At 45.9% G+C, this 18,515-nt stretch carries 15 protein-coding genes; 11 read left to right on the top strand and 4 right to left on the bottom strand.

Annotated elements, in window-relative coordinates:
• Positions 1–57 precede the first annotated feature (57 nt).
• Positions 58–480, bottom strand: a complete 423-nt coding sequence (locus tag L3Q72_RS19255; protein ID WP_275132167.1) for a universal stress protein — start codon at positions 478–480, stop codon at positions 58–60.
• A gap of 177 nt (positions 481–657) precedes the next feature.
• Here L3Q72_RS19255 and L3Q72_RS19250 point away from each other — a divergent pair, with 177 nt between their 5' ends.
• The gene (locus tag L3Q72_RS19250) at positions 658–1,101 is read left to right on the top strand and encodes a GNAT family N-acetyltransferase (RefSeq protein WP_275132166.1); all 444 of its coding nucleotides are present in this window, start codon (positions 658–660) and stop codon (positions 1,099–1,101) included.
• A gap of 48 nt (positions 1,102–1,149) precedes the next feature.
• On the opposite strand, the gene L3Q72_RS19245 is transcribed toward L3Q72_RS19250, so the two are convergent.
• Together L3Q72_RS19245 and L3Q72_RS19240 are read right to left on the bottom strand one after the other, a co-directional pair.
• A complete protein-coding gene (locus L3Q72_RS19245) occupies positions 1,150–2,130 on the bottom strand; it encodes a LysR family transcriptional regulator (RefSeq protein ID WP_275132165.1) in 981 nt (326 codons plus the stop codon).
• A gap of 73 nt (positions 2,131–2,203) precedes the next feature.
• Positions 2,204–3,061 (bottom strand): hypothetical protein, encoded by an 858-nt coding sequence (locus tag L3Q72_RS19240; protein WP_275132164.1) that lies wholly within the window; start codon positions 3,059–3,061, stop codon positions 2,204–2,206.
• A 306-nt stretch (positions 3,062–3,367) separates the two neighbouring features.
• On the opposite strand from L3Q72_RS19240, the gene L3Q72_RS19235 reads away from it, so the two are divergent.
• On the top strand, positions 3,368–4,027 hold the full coding sequence (locus L3Q72_RS19235) for a nitroreductase family protein (protein ID WP_275132163.1): 660 nt from the start codon (positions 3,368–3,370) through the stop codon (positions 4,025–4,027).
• Positions 4,028–4,256: 229 nt separating this feature from the next.
• Complete coding sequence (locus L3Q72_RS19230) at positions 4,257–4,796, top strand: NUDIX hydrolase (protein WP_275132162.1); 540 nt, start codon at positions 4,257–4,259, stop codon at positions 4,794–4,796.
• 78 nt (positions 4,797–4,874) lie between these two features.
• Here the strand turns inward: L3Q72_RS19230 and pfkA are convergent, their stop codons facing one another.
• Positions 4,875–5,837 carry a 6-phosphofructokinase gene (gene pfkA / locus L3Q72_RS19225; RefSeq protein WP_275132161.1) on the bottom strand — a complete coding sequence of 321 codons (963 nt, stop codon included), beginning with the start codon at positions 5,835–5,837 and terminating at the stop codon, positions 4,875–4,877.
• Positions 5,838–6,349: 512 nt separating this feature from the next.
• Between pfkA and L3Q72_RS19220 the strand changes: the two genes are divergently transcribed.
• From L3Q72_RS19220 to L3Q72_RS19185, 8 genes are all read left to right on the top strand, one after another.
• The gene (locus tag L3Q72_RS19220; protein WP_275132160.1) at positions 6,350–9,319 is read left to right on the top strand and encodes a molybdopterin-dependent oxidoreductase; all 2,970 of its coding nucleotides are present in this window, start codon (positions 6,350–6,352) and stop codon (positions 9,317–9,319) included.
• Between the two features lie 2 nt (positions 9,320–9,321).
• On the top strand, positions 9,322–10,191 hold the full coding sequence (locus L3Q72_RS19215) for a 4Fe-4S dicluster domain-containing protein (protein WP_275132159.1): 870 nt from the start codon (positions 9,322–9,324) through the stop codon (positions 10,189–10,191).
• Positions 10,192–10,678: 487 nt separating this feature from the next.
• On the top strand, positions 10,679–11,119 hold the full coding sequence (locus L3Q72_RS19210; protein WP_275132158.1) for a type II toxin-antitoxin system HicB family antitoxin: 441 nt from the start codon (positions 10,679–10,681) through the stop codon (positions 11,117–11,119).
• An 87-nt stretch (positions 11,120–11,206) separates the two neighbouring features.
• Complete coding sequence (locus L3Q72_RS19205) at positions 11,207–11,644, top strand: MarR family transcriptional regulator (RefSeq protein WP_275132157.1); 438 nt, start codon at positions 11,207–11,209, stop codon at positions 11,642–11,644.
• 106 nt (positions 11,645–11,750) lie between these two features.
• A complete protein-coding gene (locus L3Q72_RS19200; RefSeq protein ID WP_275132156.1) occupies positions 11,751–13,415 on the top strand; it encodes an FAD-dependent oxidoreductase in 1,665 nt (554 codons plus the stop codon).
• A 12-nt stretch (positions 13,416–13,427) separates the two neighbouring features.
• On the top strand, positions 13,428–15,164 hold the full coding sequence (locus tag L3Q72_RS19195; protein ID WP_275132155.1) for an FAD-binding protein: 1,737 nt from the start codon (positions 13,428–13,430) through the stop codon (positions 15,162–15,164).
• Positions 15,165–15,805: 641 nt separating this feature from the next.
• Positions 15,806–17,137, top strand: a complete 1,332-nt coding sequence (locus tag L3Q72_RS19190) for an MFS transporter (RefSeq protein ID WP_275132154.1) — start codon at positions 15,806–15,808, stop codon at positions 17,135–17,137.
• A gap of 121 nt (positions 17,138–17,258) precedes the next feature.
• On the top strand, positions 17,259–18,476 hold the full coding sequence (locus L3Q72_RS19185; RefSeq protein WP_275132153.1) for a multidrug effflux MFS transporter: 1,218 nt from the start codon (positions 17,259–17,261) through the stop codon (positions 18,474–18,476).
• The last annotated feature ends 39 nt before the right edge of the window (positions 18,477–18,515 follow it).

The raw sequence follows: 18,515 nt of genomic DNA, 5'->3' as shown, positions 1-18,515 counted from the left end.
CAGTACCAGGCCCGTCTTTACCGGTGCTGTGTACTGCAACTAAGTGGAATATTTTTTCTATTTAACAATAGGGTGTATCAGGATATCAATCGAGCTTGAATCAATCAGTTGACGGCATGTGGAAACGATATGGCTCCAGAAATCATGATGGTGACCACAAATAATAATATCGGCTTCTACCTGGTTGAGTAACTCGGGTAGTTTATTTTTAATGTTGCCAGAGCCCACTAAGGCGCTTTTGATTGGCACTTCAGAACGCTCGATAAAACGGTCAATATAATTAATGGTTCTTTCACCGACGTTATGACGGCCTTCTTCGTCTGTCAGGTCAAAAAAGCCGGTATAGATTTCTCCGTACGCACTATCGATATAAACCAGTGAGACTTCTGCATCAAACTTCTTGGCAAAGGCTGAGGCTTTATCTATCAGGGTGTCAGTGTCATCTGAAAGTTCTACTGCGACTAAAACATGTTTATACATAATAAACTCCTTATATAGCAACTCTGTAGATAGATAAGTCTAGTCTATATACAGATGAGAAAATGGCTGAAAGGGCGCAAAATTCATGATTTTTTTGAATCTTTTCATATAATCGTTATGGCTGAATGAGCCGGGTTAGAGCCACCATTTTAAATAAGCTAATGACAGAGACGGAATATGGCGAAGATTAATTTTACTAAAGGCGCGCTTGACGCGAAGAAACAAGATGAGTTGACGGCAGGTTTTGAGTCTCATAGCCACACGCAAATGGCACCGCCTTACTTAAAGGAGCGTTTAAACTGGACCGTTGAAAATGAAAACGGCAATCTTATTGGAGCATTGACGGCAGACCTGTTGTGGGGCTGGCTGTATATTGATGAGCTTTGGGTTGATGAGAGCTGTCGTGGCAGCGGACTCGGCAGGCAACTTATGGAGAGAGCAGAAGAGTACGCCAGGTTGCAAGAGCTTTCAGGCTTATGGTTATGGACTCAGAGTTGGCAGGCGCCTGCGTTTTATCAGCGCCTGGGATTTGAGGAGTTTACCCGTTTTGACCATTTTCCTGCAGGGCACAGCCGGATTGGTTTAAGAAAGCCGCTGGTTAAATGGATGCAAGACTCATAGATGACGATACTCACCGGTAGCACATAAGTTAACCATCGACAGACATCATTAGATATACATAGAAGAGTAATTCTCTACATAGCTATACCAGACTGGCGGTGTGCCAATCACTTCTTGCACTGTTTCGATAAACATCTTAACCAGCGGGGTCTGGTTTCGGTGCGGGTAAACGGCGTATAGGGCGCCAAAATCACTGGGGAACCGGTAGTTTTGTAGTATCGGAACAAGTCCCAGATCTTTAATATTGGACTTAAGTACAGACAGATCTGCGATAGAGTAACCAAGTCCGGCCTGAGTGGCACTAATGAGAGAGTCAACGCTGTTTGCTTTGAAACGCCCATTAATGCTGTATTTTTCCATTTTGTCCTGTCCGGAAGCTGCCATCTCCAGTTTATCCAATGTAAAAGGGCCGTTCGAGTAAGTAATTGCCGGTAAAGCAACGAGCTCTTTTAGCGTTTGCGGATTGCCGTGTTCCTTAATAAAGTCCGGTGACGCAAGAAGAACCAGTTTGGTTGAAGCTAGTTTTTTAGCGATATTTGTTGAGTCTTTAGGGGAATCCAGCCGAAAGGCAATATCAAATTTCTCACCGACGATATCTGCCAGTCTGTCGTCCAGTGAAAGCTCGATATAGGTATCCGGGTACTTTTTCATAAAGAGGTTGATGGCTTTCTGGAGGTACAGGTTTCCAAATGACACATGGCTGGTTACCCGTAATAGCCCCCGGGGTTCGGTGTGAAAGGATTCCGCTAAACGCTGAGTTTTATTTATCTCATTTCGGATAACTTTGGCTTGCTCTAATATCTCGCGCCCCGCATCTGTTAGCGACAGAGAACGAGTGGTTCGGTTAAGCAACCTGACCCCAAGTGTTTCTTCCAGAATCTTAAATTGTTTGGTCACTACCGCTCTGTCCATATGTCTGAGTTCAGCAGCTTTAGCAAAGGAGCCTTGATAAACAATGTCAAGGAACAGGTCAAGGCGGGTGGCAATATCCATATGATTTCCGTCAGCTTTCAAAAAAGCAAAATGCATCAGAACTTCCATTCTAATGCATTTTTCAGAGTGAATAACCAAAAGATAAACCCAGAGTTTTCACTTTTTGTAATTAGTCGTTGATGATTTTGTACGCTGCGACTTTGCCGTTAAACAAAAACGGAATAAAAAGTGTATCTGAGCTGTCATCAACACTGATATCCGCAGCACTGACATCTACTTTCCCTAATAAGACGCGTTCGCTATCCGTGACCTGATAAATGTCACCTGCCGGGAAATGACTGACAATAAGAGAACCATTAAATTCAGTTACGCCATCTAAGCCACCAAGGCGATAACTGGAATTCATTAGTGTCACAGACTTAGTCGCGAGGTCAATCTTGTAAACTGAGCCGAACTCTTCTGGTTTAAATTGCTGAGCCAGTTTGCTTGCCAGATTTGCAGCAACCAGTGTGTTTCCCTGAGCCAGTAATCCATTAGGGTGGGGAAGGTTTTTATCTTCCAGCCAGACAACTAACTGGTTTTCAACGATAGTGTAGATTTTCCCCGCTGCGATATCTCCCACAAATACCTGCCCTGTATCGCTAATCGTCAGGTCATTAAGCATCGTGGCATCTTTGGCCTTAATACTCTGGCGGATGTTTCCTGTTTCAACATCAATAATATGCACCTGTTTGCCATCCACGACATAGAGGTTATTTTCAAACATTCCCATACCTGTTGGCATACCCAACCCGTCAACCCACTTCAGTTGGTTTATCTGCCCATCTTTGGATAGCTTACTGATAAAGCCGTTTTTCTCGCCATTAATGTTCGTGACATAGACCCACCGGTGCTCTGGAGATACATACACAGATTCTGGCCCGGAAAAACCAGAGAGCTCCCACTGGGGGGACAGGGAGGCAGCCTGAGTTGTATTAACAAAGAATAAGGACAGCCCCAAGAGTGCTGAGGTTAGGGTTGAGCGCATGATTTAACTCCGTAATGGCAAATTGATTTCAATATGGAATCCAGCAGAAAAGTGGCTGGTTTTGGAGAAGTATTGCTCTTATCAATCCTCTGAAATAGATAGATGTAGTCAATTTATAATTGATTAATTAGAAATAATAACCCTAAAGGCAGGTGTTAGAATCTGTTTTGTAGTTAATTTGTCAGCTAATGCGTTGTGTTTATCAGCCCCAATGGCATTGGTACAACCGTGATGCTTATACGATGGCTTTTCCTACGCCAAAATCAAAGATAGGAACCACTGGTAGATAAACAAAAGGAGAAAGATATGACCCACTCAATTATACAAGACCTGACTAAACGCTATACCACAAAAAAATACGATGCCAGCAAGCGTATTTCAGAAGAAGACATAAGCATCATAAAAGAAGCTATCCGCTTATCGGCTTCATCTATTAACTCACAGCCGTGGAAATTTGTGCTTATTGAAAGTGACGAAGCGAAAAGTCGTCTGGATGCGACGTTTGCGAACAAGTATCAACCAAACCGCCCTCATGCAACAGAGGCATCACACGTCATTCTTTTTGCTCACAATCCAAACTACCAGAAAGAGGATTACAGAAAGGTACTGGATATCAATGTGGAATTGGGTCGCCTGACTGAAGAAAACTATGACGCCATGCTAAACGGAGCGTTTCACTTTGCCGATCTCCATAGGGATGAAAGTGGCTCTAATAGTCATTGGACAAAATCTCAGGTTTATATTGCTCTGGGTAATGCGTTACATGTACTTGCCAGGCTGGGTATCGATTCTACGCCAATGGAAGGAATTGATACGGAATTGGTAAGTGAGGTTTTTGCTGATGAACTGGATGGCTATGTATGTGATGTGGCTTTAGCTATGGGTTACCATGCTGAAGATGGTGACTATAACCATGGTCTGCCAAAATCACGTTTGGCAATGGAAGACGTTTTTACTGTCGTTTAATACCAATTCCAGCAATTATCTGTTCATCCTCAGGTTATGACTGGCTTAGGTTGTATGTCATAGCCTGATTAACCGAGCCGTCGGCTAACTACCAAAACAAAGTGAGGTGTTTACTCACATTATTGGTATCTGTTACTTGAGTCAGGTGGCTAAATCACCAATCATCGGGACCGGTCCCTGTTTTTGGATCCAGAGATAAAAGACGAATAATCCAGAGGAAACATCACCAATGAAAGAGTTCGAAACCCTTGAAAGCAAAGTAGTCTATTCAAACAAATGGATGAGTGTACGGGAAGATAAAATACGCAGAGCCAGTGGTGTTGAAGGAATATTCGGTGTGGTCGACAAACCTGATTTCGTTGTAATTATTCCGATAGAGAACGATGTGATTCATCTTGTGGAGCAATATCGTTACCCGGTTGGTAAAAGGCTCTGGGAACTACCTCAAGGCTCTTGGGAATCAGACCCAAATGCCGATCACCTTCTGCTTGCTAAAGGAGAGCTCGAAGAAGAAACAGGGCTGATTGCGGGGAAAATGGAGTATGTCGGGTTTCAATATCTGGCGTATGGATATTCAAGCCAGGGATACCATATCTATCTGGCGTCTGATCTTAGTAAGGGCACGAAAAAGCTGGATGATGAAGAAGAGGGCTTGATTTCTAAAGAGTTCAGTTTAGAAGAGTTTGAGCTGATGATTACATCCGGAGAGATTAAAGACGCAAGCACAGTAAACGCTTATGGTCTCGCAAAACTAAAGAACATGCTGTAGGAAGCTCTGGTGGGTCTGATTAAACAGAGAGTATCTGCGCCAAAGCCCTTCCACAGGCAGAGCTTTGGCGTATTGTTGTCAGAACAGGGAAGTAGAAAGTCCCCACAGCTCTTCACTGAAAGGTCTCTTCATATCCTGGGTACACTCAATAATATCATGGTGAACCATTTTTGAGTTGAGCATGCCCACGCAGCGACCGGCATGCCCTTCAAGCAGCATCTTTACAGCATAGGAACCCATACGGGCAGCCATAATCCGGTCACGCGCGGTTGGTGAGCCGCCACGCTGAATGTAGCCAAGAATTGTCGCTCGGGTAACATGACCAGTGCTGGCTTCTATGTTTTTCGCCAGCTGTTCCACATCGGTCATATGCTCACAAACGGCAACCAGACCGTGCTTTTTCCCTTTTGCGATACCCGCTTTGATATCCTCAATCAGCTTAGCTTCATCAAAGCCGGTTTCCGGGATAACCACATACTCAGCACCACCGGCAACCGCCGCTCTGAGAGTTAAGTCACCACAATAGCGTCCCATAATCTCAACAATGGAAATCCGTTTATGGGAAGCGGATGTATCGCGCAGGCGGTCAATGGCTTCTACTGCGACATTAAGCGCTGTGTCATAGCCTATGGTGTAAGTTGTTCCGGGAATGTCATTGTCTATGGTTGCGGGGATGCCGATACAGGGGTAGCCCATTTCAGTTAATCTCATGGCCCCCATATAAGAGCCGTCACCGCCGATGACCACAAGTGCATCGATTCCGTGTTTTTCGAGGTTTTTAATTGCTTCTTTACGAATGGATTCTTCTTTGAATTCAGGAAACCGTGCTGAACCTAAAAATGTTCCGCCACGGTTGATAACGTCTGATACTGAGCCGCGTTCCAGCTTTTTAATCAGGTCCTGATGCAGACCTGCGTAGCCGTCGTATATTCCGTAAACTTCCAGTCCCTGATGCAATCCCTCACGAACCACCGCGCGCACGGCGGCATTCATTCCGGGTGCATCACCACCACTTGTCAGTACACCTATCTTTTTAATCATTACAGCCTCCACTAAAGCACTGCTGTTTGGTTAAGGGGAAAATCTCTTCCATTGAGAAACTTCTGATTTGACAGGGGCTGGTATCAATCCTGAAGTGATTCTGAAAAGATCTTTTTTATAGTGGAGAAAGCGCTCTTCACATAGAAGGCAGTTGGATCACAGTTTAATAAATAAACGATGTTGTAAATGAGAATTCTGCTTGCATAGATGGAAATTCTGAGAATTTTCAACTAATTTTCAGTTCATTGCTTCTGTTTGTCAGGAACTTTTTTAATGCGCTTTAAAGTGATGCTGACAACGCCTGCTTATCTTTGTAGCTGTGATATTTCATAACCATATTTCACACAATAGGATATATCCCACCTTGCTAATCAGGTGAAACTCTCCTTAAATTGACCTGGATCATCAATGCGTAACTATTTGATATGACGGTGATCATAAATATTTAACTCCCAAATCTGGCTTGCATCTTGCTCTAAAGGGCTATCAATGAAGTCATTGGGAGTAGCAATGTGAAAATTACAAATATAGCTGCAGATAAGCAGTTCAAGGTCACTCTGTTTGGCCTGAGTCAGGCAATCAAACTCTTGCCAAAGAAAGACAGAAAATTTAGGGAACTGATCGCTAAAAATGATTTTAGTGCTTGTATCTGTGTACGTACTTCAAAAACAGGCCGGGTTTTTACCTTTGAAAAAGGGAAACTGAAGTCTAAAGCGGGTAAAGATACCAGTGCTGATGTGGTCATGGAGTTTGAAACCGCATCCGAAGCGATGAAGATGATGGTGCCCTGGCGTGACTATCAGGACGTTATCGACATGGCGAAGCTGTTTAAGGTGGATGCCCGTGGTAATGAAAAGCTGATCGTTCACTTTACCGATATCCTGGGTGCGATTGTCGACAATCAGGTTAAGTTTGGTACGCCAATGCCTGACGGTACAATGCGTTATGTAAACAACACCAACGGTGGTCCGGTATTTGTTTATGTAAAAGATGACAAGATTATCCGTATAACGCCGATTGAACTGGCCGATGATGATCCGGAGCCATGGACAATCAAAGCCCGTGGTAAAGAGTTTACTCCTACTAAGAAAGTGACAGTAAGCCCGCATACCCAGGGCCTGAAATCGACTATCTATTCTAAAGACCGGATTCTTTATCCGATGAAGCGTGTGGACTTTGATCCTGATGGTGAGCGTAATCCGCAAAACCGTGGTATCTCCGGCTATGAGCGTATCAGCTGGGAAGAGGCGACGGATATTGTAGCCAAAGAGATTACCCGGGTGAAAGACGAGCATGGTCCGGGCGCGATTATGAACGGCTCCGGCTCACACCATACCTGGGGTAACCTGGGTTACTGGCTGTCAGCACGACCACGCTTTTTCAATATTATCGGTACTTCTTACGTTGTACATAACCCGGATAGCTGGGAAGGCTTCTATTGGGGTGCGATGCACCACTGGGGCAACTCAATCCGCCTGGGTTCACCGGACACCTATTCAACGGTAGAGGATGCACTAAAGCACGCTGAGATGATCGTATTCTGGTCCAGTGACCCTGAATCGACCAGTGGCGTATACGGTGCAATGGAAGGTTCTCAGCGTCGTCTGTGGGCTAAACAGCTGGGTATTGAATTTGTTCATATTGACCCCTTCTATAACCATACCGCAGCACTGCTTGGCGGTAAGTGGTTTGGTACTAATCCGGGTACCAGTAACGCGATGGCACTGGCGATTGCCTATGTCTGGATGAAAGAAGGCCTGTACGATAAAGACTTTGTTGCCGATAAGACTGAAGGTTTTGCGGAGTGGCAGGAGTACGTGCTGGGTAACGAAGACGGTATTCCGAAGACGCCGGAGTGGCAGGAAGAAGAAACCGGTATTCCGGCTCATGATGTACGTGCTCTGGCTCGTAAATGGGGTAACAAGCGGGTTTATCTGGCTGCTGGTGGTATTCAGGGCTTCGGTTCTGCCTGTCGTAGCGCAACCGGTGCTGAGTGGGCCCGTTCTATGGTGTGTCTGATGGCGATGCAGGGCATTGGTAAGCCGGGTGTGAACATGGGCTGTCTGCAGCAGGGCACGCCGATTGATACCCGCTTCTTCTTCCCGGGTTACGCGGAAGGTGGCCTGTCAGGTGACTTTGAAGGCACAGGCGTTGGCGTAAATATGTATCAGCGTATGCCTCAGGTTATGACCATGAACACGGTTAAGCAGAAGGTGCCGCGTCTGCGTATTCCTGAAGCGATTCTTAACGGAGAAACCCAGGGCTACCCAACTGATACCAAGCATATTGAAGGTCAGTTCTGTGACTTTAAATATCCGGCTCCGGGACATGCGCCAATCAAGATGTACTACAAGTACGGCGGTTCTCACTTCGGTACCATGAATGATACCAACCGTTATGCGCATATGTACCGCAGTGCAAATCTGGAAACGGTAGTAAACCAGTCCATCTGGCTGGAAGGTGAAGCTAAGTTTGCCGACATTATCCTGCCGGCCTGTACGAACTTCGAGCGCTGGGATATCGGTGAGTTCGCAAGTAGTGGCGGTTATATTCACCATAACTACAACCAGTGTAACCACAGGGTTATCACTATTCAGCATAAGTGTATTGAGCCGCTTGGTGAGTCCAAGTCGGATTATGAAATCTTCCGCATGATAGCAACTAAGCTGGGAGTGGGCGCTTACTTTAGTGAAGGTTCTTCAGAGCTGGAATGGGTACGCAGGCTGTTTAACGGTACTGACCTTCCAGAGAAGATCTCCTGGAAACAGTTCCTCAAGAAGGGCTACTACATTGTGCCGCCACCGAAGGAAGAAGACAGGGATCCGGTTGCATGGAACTGGTACTACGAAGGCAGAAAGAAAGATGTGCCTGAGATGAACCCGCTTCCGGCGGAATACAATGGTCAGTTCAGAGAAGGTCTGCAAACTCAGAGCGGTAAGATTGAGTTTGTCTGTAACAGTCTGAAGCGTTTTGACCCGAATGATCCTGAGCGTCCGGTAATGACCAAATATATCCCTTCATGGGAAGGGCGGCACTCCGGTGAGTTATATGAGAAGTATCCTCTGCAGATGATTACGCCTCACAGCCGTTATAGCTTCCATACCATGATGGACGGTAAGGACTCGCATATTAACGACATTATCGACCACCGTGTTGAGATAGACGGTTACTACTACTGGATTATCCGCATGAATGAGAAAGACGGACAGGCGCGCGGTATTTCTCATAATCAGATAGTTGAAGTCTTTAACGACCGTGGTTCTGTACTTTGTGCAGCGCACCTGACTCAGCGTGTTCCTGAAGGTACGGTTCACTCTTACGAGTCTTCCGCACTTTATGAGCCGATTGGCGAGCCGGGTAAATCACCGGATAAAGGCGGCTCAATGAACACATTGACGCCAAGCCGTCCGATTATCAAGAAATCGCACTCCACTGCGTGTAACTCATGTCTGGTTAATATCCGAGTTTGGGAGGGAGAGTAATCATGAGTAAGAAAAATAATGAGATTAAGGTAAGCACTAAGTGGAACCTGATTGTCGATGTTGAGCGTTGTGAAAACTGCAACAACTGCTTTATGGCAGACAAAGATGAGTATTGCGGAAACTCCTTCCCGGGTTATACCGAAGAGCAGCCAAGACACGGTCATCGCTGGATTGATATCAAACGCCGTGAGCGTGGTGGCGGTTCACTGATTGATGTTGCTTACATTCCGACTATGTGTAACCAGTGTGCTGACGCGCCTTGTGTGAAAGCAGCGAAAAATGGGGAAATCTACCAGCGTGATGACGGTATCGTGATTATCGATCCGGTGAAGGCCAAGGGTCAGAAGCGTCTGGTGAAGACCTGTCCTTACGGTCATATCTGGTGGAACGAAGAGCTGGAGCTGCCGCAGAAGTGGTTCTTTGATGCTCACCTGCTGGATGCCGGCTGGAAAGAGCCTCGCTGTGTTCAGTCCTGTGGTACCGGCGCGCTGGAATCTTTGAAAATCTCAGATGATGAGATGGAGAAAAAAGCCGCGCAGGAAGGTCTGGAAGTACTGGAACCCGAGCATGAGACTAAGCCAAGGATCTGGTACAAAAATCTGTACCGCTTTGACAAAGAACATGTGGCTGGCTCAGTAGTTGCCGTTACCGATGGTGTGACCGATTGTGTCGAAGATGCAGAGGTGACTCTCAAGCAAGGTGATAAGGTGATTGAAGTACTGAAAACCGATTACTTTGGTGATTTTAAGTTTGACAAACTGGAGCCAAATTCCGGTGAATATACCTTGTCGGTCACTCAGGGTGAGAGAAGCTATTCCAAAGCGTTTACGCTGAGTGAAAGTGTGAATCTGGGTGTGCTTACCATTGCTTAAGTAAACCTGCTCTGAAATAAACTCTATACAATCCCCGCTTAGTTAAGTGGGGATTTTTTTCGGGGTGTGTTTCTAAAAAAACGCTTAACAATTTGATTAAGTTATTGTTTTTAAATTACTTTTCTGTGGTTAGTTATCCGGTTTTATCGCTGAACCAACAAATATTGTAGTTAGGGGTTATTGGGGTTAATATTTAAGTGACCAGAGAACGGTTCTCCCCCTTGAGTGGAAGGCCTAATTGGTTGATAAAGCTAATAGAAGGGGGAGTTAGAGGGGGTTGGTTATGCCATGCATGGTTAAACCACCAAGACTTAACCCCATGAGAAACAACCCCTCCCTGCCTCCCCTTCGATGTTACTTCTTCGAAAATCCAGCCTTTCGAGACTAAGGGGAGGAGCATTCTTTGGCTCCTTAAACTTGTGTATAAGAGTTAGGCTGGGCGCTTGCCAGTTCACGGATTTGTTGATATTCGATAAGGACAAAACAGATGTTATATCCAATTGCAATTGAGACCGGAGATAATGAATACGCTTACGGTGTCGCTATTCCGGATATGCCGGGTTGTTTTTCTGCCGGTGATACTCTGGAAGAGGCTCTGGCGAATGCAAAAGAAGCCGCTGAGTTTTATCTGGAAGATATGGCCGAGCGTGGTCTGTTACCTCCACAGGCAGGATCCCTGGCTCAATGGCAGAAAAATGAAGAGTATGCAGGATGGGCATGGGCGGTTGTGGAAGTGGATGTTGAGCCCTTTATGGGAAAGTCCAGGAAATATAATGTTTCTTTGCCGACGCTTCTGCGAAAGAAGATTGATGACACTATTACTGAAAACAGCAAGTACAGTGGTTTTTCTCAGTTTATTCAGTCTGCTGCATTGAAAGAGCTGGAAAGGTTGAACCAGACTTCGAATGAGATCCCGCGCATAAAATAACCACACGAAATAACAGGAAAATTGATCTTTGAGCTGTAATTTGGTTTCCTAGGGTAACTAAATTGAAGTGAGTGTTTTAAGAGTTAAATGGAAAATAGTTATACGTCAGATTGTCCCCTTTACCTGACTGGTGTTGCAGATAAGCACCTGCGCGAAGCGCTGGCAAAACGAGTAAGAGAACAGGGGCTGAACGTGTCGCATCAGCAGATTCATCTTCTTTTATACCTGTTTCAGGAGGATGGTATCAGCCAGAAGCGTCTTTCCGAGCTGACGAAAATGACCAAAATTTCCATAGTAAAAGCGATTAATCTGCTTGAAGCCAATAACCTTGCGGTCAGGATCCCGCGCAGTGACGATCAGAGAAATAAAGATGTCTACCTTACCCCGGAAGGGAAGAGAATCAAAGAGACTATCTACAGAACGATCGATGCACACAGAGCGAGTGTCTTTGAGGGCATTAGCCCGGAAGAAGCGGAAGCGTTTAAAGTAACTCTGAAAAAAATGCTTAAAAATACCATTGGCTAAAAAAATTTACCCAAATAGTTGCCCTGGGAAACCAATAAAAAATTTACCCAAATAGTTACCTAGGGAAACTAATTAAAATTACCAAGAAGTAACTGGAGAGCAAGCAATGCCTGTTAGAAAGATAGACACGGAAAATTGCATTGGGTGCGGGACATGTGTGGAATCATGTCCGATGGATGTGTTCAGGCTGGATACCTCAGAAAACCAGCCGGAGGCATCTCCCTGTAGCAATGACTGCCCGTTAGGACTCAATCAGCGTGAGTGGCACTACCTGATCAAAATGAATCAGCTTGATGATGCCGCGGCAGCAATACAAGCCGCTCACCCTATGCCATCGATTACCGGACGTGTTTGTCCCCACCCGTGCGAGAGCGCATGCACACGTTCGCAGGTTGATGAAGCTATCAACATTAATGGCCTGGAGCAATATCTGGGTGATTACCTGCTGGAAAACGGTGTAGCGGTTAACAACAGCACAGGTGAGAAGGTTGCCATTATCGGTTCCGGCCCTGCTGGCCTGAGCGCGGCATATAATCTGGCAATGAAAGGCTATCAGGTGACGGTATTTGAAAAAGACCAGAAACCAGGTGGTTTAATGCAGTACTCCATTCCGGCATTCCGTCTTTCTGATGCGGTTATTGATCAGCAGATGGCCTTCTACAAGAAGATGGGTATTGAGTTCAGAACCGGTGTTATGGTCGGCAAAGATATCAGCAAAGAAGAGCTGGTCTCACAGGGCTACAAAGCATTTGTTGCCGCTACCGGCGCTGCAAAACCACTGCAACTTAATGTTCCTGGCGCTGACGCACAGGGAATAGATACTGCAATTGACTTCCTTAAACGTGCCCGCATGGGTGAAGTTGAATCCGTTCCGGCTAAAGTGGCGGTGATTGGTGGTGGCAGTGTTGCTCTGGATGCAGCGCGAACCGCGATCCGTTACGGCGCGAAGGAAGTGCATGTTGTCTGTCTTGAGCGCATTGAGCCTGGGCATAAAGATAATATGCTGGCGCTGGCGGAAGAGATCCGTGAAGCTCAGGAAGAGGGCGTTATCTTCCATACTAAGCGCAGCGTAAATTCCTTTAATGTTAGTGGTGAAAAGGTAAGCGGACTTGAGCTTATCGAATGTCACAGCGTACGTGATGATAACTTCCGCTTTAGCCCTGACCTTGGCACCGAAGTGGTGGAAACTCTGGATGCAGACGGCGTTATCCTTGCTATCGGACAGAGCGCGGATGCGCAGATTGTTCCTCAGGAGTTTGCGGTTAACGAGCGTGGCTACATCAAAGCAGACGGCAAAACACTTCAGGTTGAATCTGATATGTTCGCAGCCGGTGATGGTGTGACCGGACCAACAACTGTGGTTCAGGCTCTTGCATCCGGCAAGCACGCTGCTCTGATGGTTGACCGTTATATTCAGGGTCAAGAGCTGGAGATCCCGGCAGCTGAGCGCAAGGTGGCTAAAAATGTTCCTCAGGGTCATAACCTGTACACGGAACAGCGTCAGGAAAGAAGCAATGCCGATGCGCAAGTTCGCGTTACCAGTTTTGATGAGACCATGCAGTCGTTGACCCATCAGCAGGCTCAACGTGAAGCTGAGCGTTGTCTGACCTGTGGCAGCCGTTCAACCATTGCTTATGTTGATGACTGTCAGGTGTGCCGTCTTTGTGCCCATTACTGTCCGGCTGACTGTATCGAGATATCTGATGGTGCCTACGTCAGTTCTCTGCATAACTTCGACGTTGTCACCCTTGGTAAAGCGCTGAACAATTAAAGGAATTCTGGTATGAGTAACAAAGTTGATTTTGAACTGACAACGCTGGAAACAGATGTATTCGTTGTCGGTGGTGGTTTTGCCGGATGTTTTGCGTCAATCAAGGCCGCAGAAGCCGGTGCAAAAGTGCTTATGGCGGTGAAAGGCCGCACGGGCCGTAGTGGCCTGACTCCGTGGGCAAACAGCTGGTTTGTTTTTCACGATACTCAGGGCATTACTGCAGAAGACTATATTAAGCAGTTTAAGCTTTCCGGTGAGTACCTGAATAACCTGGATTTCTCAAAGCTGCTGATGGATGAGTCCTGGGACAGATTCCAGGAGCTTCAGGAGTGGGGTACGCCTACCGCTCTGAATAACCCGGATAAGGGACGTTCTCACTACATTCAGCACGGTACAGTTTCGCGTTCAATCGAATATGTGAACGCCGGTGATCCGATGCGTCGTAAGGCGGTTTCCGTTGGTGTAGAGATGCTTGAGCGTGTGATGATCACTGACCTTATCAAAGAAGATGGCAAAGTAGTTGGTGGTATAGGTTTCCATATGGAAACCGGTAAGCCTTATGCAATCCTTGCTAAAGCAACCATCCTTTGCTCTGGGCCATCTTCGTTTAAACCGCTTGGTATGGGCTATCCGTGTAGTTCAACAACAGCTGATGGCGATGCAATGGCAATTCGTGTCGGTGCTGAAATCTCAGGGAAAGAGTTTAATGATGCTCACCCTGCTAAAGAAGCAAACTATCTAGATGAATCTAAATTAAGCAGTGCCTCCGGGGATGCAACCAGTAAGAAAACCGTACTGGACTTTGGTGGCGGTCCACCGAGTCAGGACGGCCCGCTTAATCCGGATGAGCTTGACAGCGGAAAATTGGGTTTACGAACGGATTCCGCCATTGGGGTTAGCCTTGGTGGTCAGCCAATTGATGAGAAATATAACCTTGGTCCGGGCGGTACACCACCTCTTGAAAGTGGTGCAGGCACAGACGCACCGACCCGAATGGGGTTCTCAACCGTTGGTATGGGCAACCACAAGGGCGAAGGTGTCTTCCCTCATGATATAAACGGCCGTTCAAGTGTGGAAGGTTTGTGGGCGGCAGGCGATGCCATGTGTTCCATGCAAAATGGTGCCGGGTATGCCGGTTTTGGTTCTTCTTCATCCGGCTCTTCAGTCCAGGGTGCTCGTTCTGGCTGGGCTGCGGCAGAATATGTGAAAACTCAGCCAGCTCCGTCGGTTTCAAAAGAACGTCTTGAACAGATGAAGCAGGAAATGTTTGCCCCGATAAATAACAAGAAAGGTTATTCTCCTGCGTGGATTACCCGCATTATGCAGGGCGCGATGTTCCCATACTTCATCATGTATGTGAAAGAGCAGAGCCGTATGGAAAATGCGCTGCAACAGATCAAGTATCTTCAGACTTTTGTCGACAAGATGAAAGTGGATAACTTCCACGATCTTCGCAATGCGATTGAGACCCGCAATATGCTGCTTAATGCGGAAATGAAGCTTATCGCCGGTCTGGCGCGTAAAGAGAGCCGGGGTACTCATTATCGTGAGGACTACCCGTATCGTGATGATAAGAACTTCCTTGCCTGGGTGAAACTGAGCCTGAATGAGGAAGGTGACGTGAAGCATGAGATGCACCCTATTCCTGAAAAGTGGCATCCGGATCCGTCTCTGACTTATCGCGAGAAATATGGCTTTGCTTATCCGAATGAGGATGAAGAAAGGGCAAAAGTGGGTATTCTTGATTAACGAAAAATTATCTTTGTTATAAAAATAAAATTATTAGCTAATACAGGTTAAACTTTTTGACTTGTATTAGTTGATATTTAAATTCAATTCTTCTTATATATTTAAGTGTATTTTTTATGCTTAGATATAATCTTCTCATTCTACAGGGTATAAGCTTGTAGATATGTTTTTAATCCTGTGTTTTGCCACGGGTCCTCTCTATTTGTTTATTCTTGCTTTTAATTTTTTTTGCGCTTAGCATTTTGATAAAAGGTCTTAATAATCATTATCTTATCATGTTATTGGTTGTAATGATAATTGTTGTTATTTCTATGTGTTTTTATTTGGTGGCTTAAATTTTTTCATCAATAAAAAGGTGGCTTGCATTGATGGGAATTAGTTAAATATTATTGTGACTGGTCTCTCAAAGATATTTGTGTATTTGATCTTTGTCTCAATGGGAATATATATTCGCGATCACATTAATTATTGCTCTGGTTTTAAGTTTAACTAAAAAGGAGTATGGTTTTACTATAAAAATTAAACAGCCAAAATTGTTATTTTAATTTGAAATAAATAACAGTTATTTAACCGGTTTGAAGCGCGTGTTTTTATTTTTTTGGATGTAATGAAGAGCAAATAAATCAATTAAGAGAGGAAACATGGAAAAGGTGCTCCAGAAAGGCTTTAAAGCTCAGGCACTTGGTGTAGTTATCTACGTATTTGTCACTATGTACCTGCAACTGACTATCGCAGGTCCGGATAGTATGAACATACTGATGCCAGCTTTGATTGAGAAGTTCCACATGAACCCGGGCGAGATCATGGGTGCAATTTCGGCAGTCCGGCTGGTGGGTGTGGTCGCGGGTATTATTGCCGGCTGGGCGATTATGAAGCTTGGTTTTAAGATAATTGGTGTCCCGTCTATCATCATTTGTGGTATTGCTGTTGCCATGATGGGACGTGTGGACAACTGGACAGATATTATGATTATCCAGACTGTTCTGACCATTCTTACTCCGGTACTGATGCTGATCCAGGGCGGTCTGATTGCCAACTGGTTTGTGCGCTATAAGGGCATTATCTTCGGCATCGTGACTATCTCAGCACCGCTAAGTACGGCAACCTTTACGCCTATCGGTATGAAAATATTTCAGCAGGTAGGCTTCGCCGACTTCTATACCGGACTTGGTGTGTTTATTGCCATATGGGGTGTACTGGGTGTCTGGGCCATGAGAGAAAGACCGGAAGATCACGGTTTTGATCCTGATGGTATTCCTTTCACAGCTGAAGAACGTGCTGAGTTGGAAGCGGTACGTGAGGCTGAAAAGAACAGTAAGAGCGCCTGGAATGTTCCGCGCTTGCTGCGCTGTAAAGAGTTCTGGTATGTGGCTATTCCATGGTCGCTTATCGGTGGTCTGATGATGGCGGGTATTATGAGTCAGGTAATCCCGATTCTTACAGGTTCGGGCGTAGAGTTGGATTCTGCTCTGTTTTTGATGTCTGCTATGGCTCTTGGTGGCATGCCTCTTAGTTACTTCTGGGGTTGGCTGGACGACAAGATCGGTACACCTAAGACTAATGCAGTTTTCTCTCTGGCCTATGTTATCGGTGCGGCAGGCTTTGCCTTTGGCGGTCCGGACAACATGTACCTAATCTACATTGCACTATTCTGTATCTCACTGGGTGTGGGAGGTATGCCTAACCTAATGCCGTCCCTGATCGCCTGGGTATTTGGCCGCAACGAGTTTGTGAATATTTACCGCTGGGTTTACGGATTGCAGATGATCTGTATGAGTATCGGTATGACTTACCTGGCAGTGATGAATGATATGACCGGTTCTTACAGCATGTCCTTTATTACCTTTATACCGCTAGCCCTGATGTGTAGTGTGATGTTCTTTATGATTAAGAAGACCTACGACCCGGAACGTCAGGCACTTGAAGACAGTTCACATACAGAAATGGCTAAACAGCCGGAAGCAGTCGGTTAATGATGAACTTAACGCCCCGGAATACTTCAGGTTCCGGGGCCCTGATCAATGCAACCCTGCTTACGGCAATTTGTTTATACATGATTACTGATATTTATTTTGGCGTTGCAGGGTTAATTTAATGAAAAAAGAACAACCAATACTCGGCGGGAAAGGTACACTGTTTTTTCTGGTTATCATCAGCGCATTTCCTCCTTTGACCACGGATCTCTACCTTCCTGCTCTTCCACAGATGGTGGATGTGTTTTCTACCACTCAGGCTATGGTTAACCTGACGCTGGGTGGATATCTGGCGATGTTTTCCATAGGGCTGCTTTTTTGGGGACCGCTAAGTGAAAAGTATGGCCGTAAAGCGATATTGCTGACCGGGTTAGGCGTTTACATCGCATCCAGTATCTTGTGCGCACTGGCTGAAAGTATTGAGATGCTAATCCTGTTCAGAGTAGCTCAGGCTTTTGGCGGTGGCGCAGTTACCGTGGTTGCGACGGCGGTTATCAAAGATCTGTACGATGGCCGTGAACGGGAAAAAATCATGGCAACCGTGATGTCGCTGGTGGTTATTGCACCTATGGTGGCGCCGGTACTGGGGGCATTCTTACTAAAAGTGGCGTCCTGGAGAATGATGTTTGTTGTTCTTGCCATATTCGGTTCTGTCGCTGTTTTAGGAACGCTTATGTTCCGGGAAACACTGGATGATAAGTATACCGGGTCAGTGCTCAGGGCATGGGGAAGGGTTGGAGTTGTGCTGAAGAACCCGAGGTTTAGCATGCTTCTGGCTATTTTTTCTATCGCCCCTATGTCGATGATGGCCTTTATTGCCGCGGCTTCTTTTATCTATATCGACGGTTTTGGTTTGTCAGAGCAGACATTTAGCTTTTTCTTCGCCTTCAATGCTCTTTTTGCGACTGCCGGACCAATGATATATATCCGGATTTCAAGGCAGATAGCTGTTCAAAAGATAGTTTCCTATTGTTTCGCACTGATACTTATTTGTGGTCTGGCCATGGTTACTGCCGGTGATTATTCTCCCTGGCTTTTTGCTGTGCTCGTTGCACCTGCCACTCTGGCCGTTATTACTCTCCGGGTTCCGGGGACTAACCTGATGCTTGAGCAGCAGGAGCGTGATACCGGGTCGGCGGCAGCATTGATTCAGTTTACCGCTATGATGCTGGGTTCTGCCGGCATGTATCTGGTATCTCTTCGTCCGGAGCAGATGATATTAAGCCTGGGGACTCTGCAGATAACCGTTGGTGTTGCCGGTTCCCTATTCTGGCTTTTGGTGCGCAATCGCCCGTTTGTTGCTGAAAAGCTTGTACAAACGACTTATTCCGGTTCGTGAACAGAACCATATCAAAGGTGTATAAAACGAAAGGCATAA

It is taken from the genome of Vibrio sp. JC009 (genome assembly GCF_029016485.1).
In the GTDB taxonomy this organism is placed as follows: domain Bacteria; phylum Pseudomonadota; class Gammaproteobacteria; order Enterobacterales; family Vibrionaceae; genus Vibrio.
This window is presented reverse-complemented; position numbering and strand designations above follow the sequence as displayed.

What these genes read in the sequence shown, in the direction of transcription:
- L3Q72_RS19190 (WP_275132154.1), top strand. Translation starts at nt 15,806, where the DNA reads ATGGAAAAGGTGCTCCAGAAAGGCTTTAAAGCTCAGGCACTTGGTGTA.
- L3Q72_RS19240 (WP_275132164.1), bottom strand. Translation starts at nt 3,061, where the DNA reads ATGCGCTCAACCCTAACCTCAGCACTCTTGGGGCTGTCCTTATTCTTT.
- L3Q72_RS19205 (WP_275132157.1), top strand. Translation starts at nt 11,207, where the DNA reads ATGGAAAATAGTTATACGTCAGATTGTCCCCTTTACCTGACTGGTGTT.
- L3Q72_RS19195 (WP_275132155.1), top strand. Translation starts at nt 13,428, where the DNA reads ATGAGTAACAAAGTTGATTTTGAACTGACAACGCTGGAAACAGATGTA.
- L3Q72_RS19200 (WP_275132156.1), top strand. Translation starts at nt 11,751, where the DNA reads ATGCCTGTTAGAAAGATAGACACGGAAAATTGCATTGGGTGCGGGACA.
- pfkA (WP_275132161.1), bottom strand. Translation starts at nt 5,837, where the DNA reads ATGATTAAAAAGATAGGTGTACTGACAAGTGGTGGTGATGCACCCGGA.
- L3Q72_RS19185 (WP_275132153.1), top strand. Translation starts at nt 17,259, where the DNA reads ATGAAAAAAGAACAACCAATACTCGGCGGGAAAGGTACACTGTTTTTT.
- L3Q72_RS19245 (WP_275132165.1), bottom strand. Translation starts at nt 2,130, where the DNA reads ATGCATTTTGCTTTTTTGAAAGCTGACGGAAATCATATGGATATTGCC.
- L3Q72_RS19255 (WP_275132167.1), bottom strand. Translation starts at nt 480, where the DNA reads ATGTATAAACATGTTTTAGTCGCAGTAGAACTTTCAGATGACACTGAC.
- L3Q72_RS19210 (WP_275132158.1), top strand. Translation starts at nt 10,679, where the DNA reads ATGTTATATCCAATTGCAATTGAGACCGGAGATAATGAATACGCTTAC.
- L3Q72_RS19235 (WP_275132163.1), top strand. Translation starts at nt 3,368, where the DNA reads ATGACCCACTCAATTATACAAGACCTGACTAAACGCTATACCACAAAA.
- L3Q72_RS19230 (WP_275132162.1), top strand. Translation starts at nt 4,257, where the DNA reads ATGAAAGAGTTCGAAACCCTTGAAAGCAAAGTAGTCTATTCAAACAAA.
- L3Q72_RS19215 (WP_275132159.1), top strand. Translation starts at nt 9,322, where the DNA reads ATGAGTAAGAAAAATAATGAGATTAAGGTAAGCACTAAGTGGAACCTG.
- L3Q72_RS19250 (WP_275132166.1), top strand. Translation starts at nt 658, where the DNA reads ATGGCGAAGATTAATTTTACTAAAGGCGCGCTTGACGCGAAGAAACAA.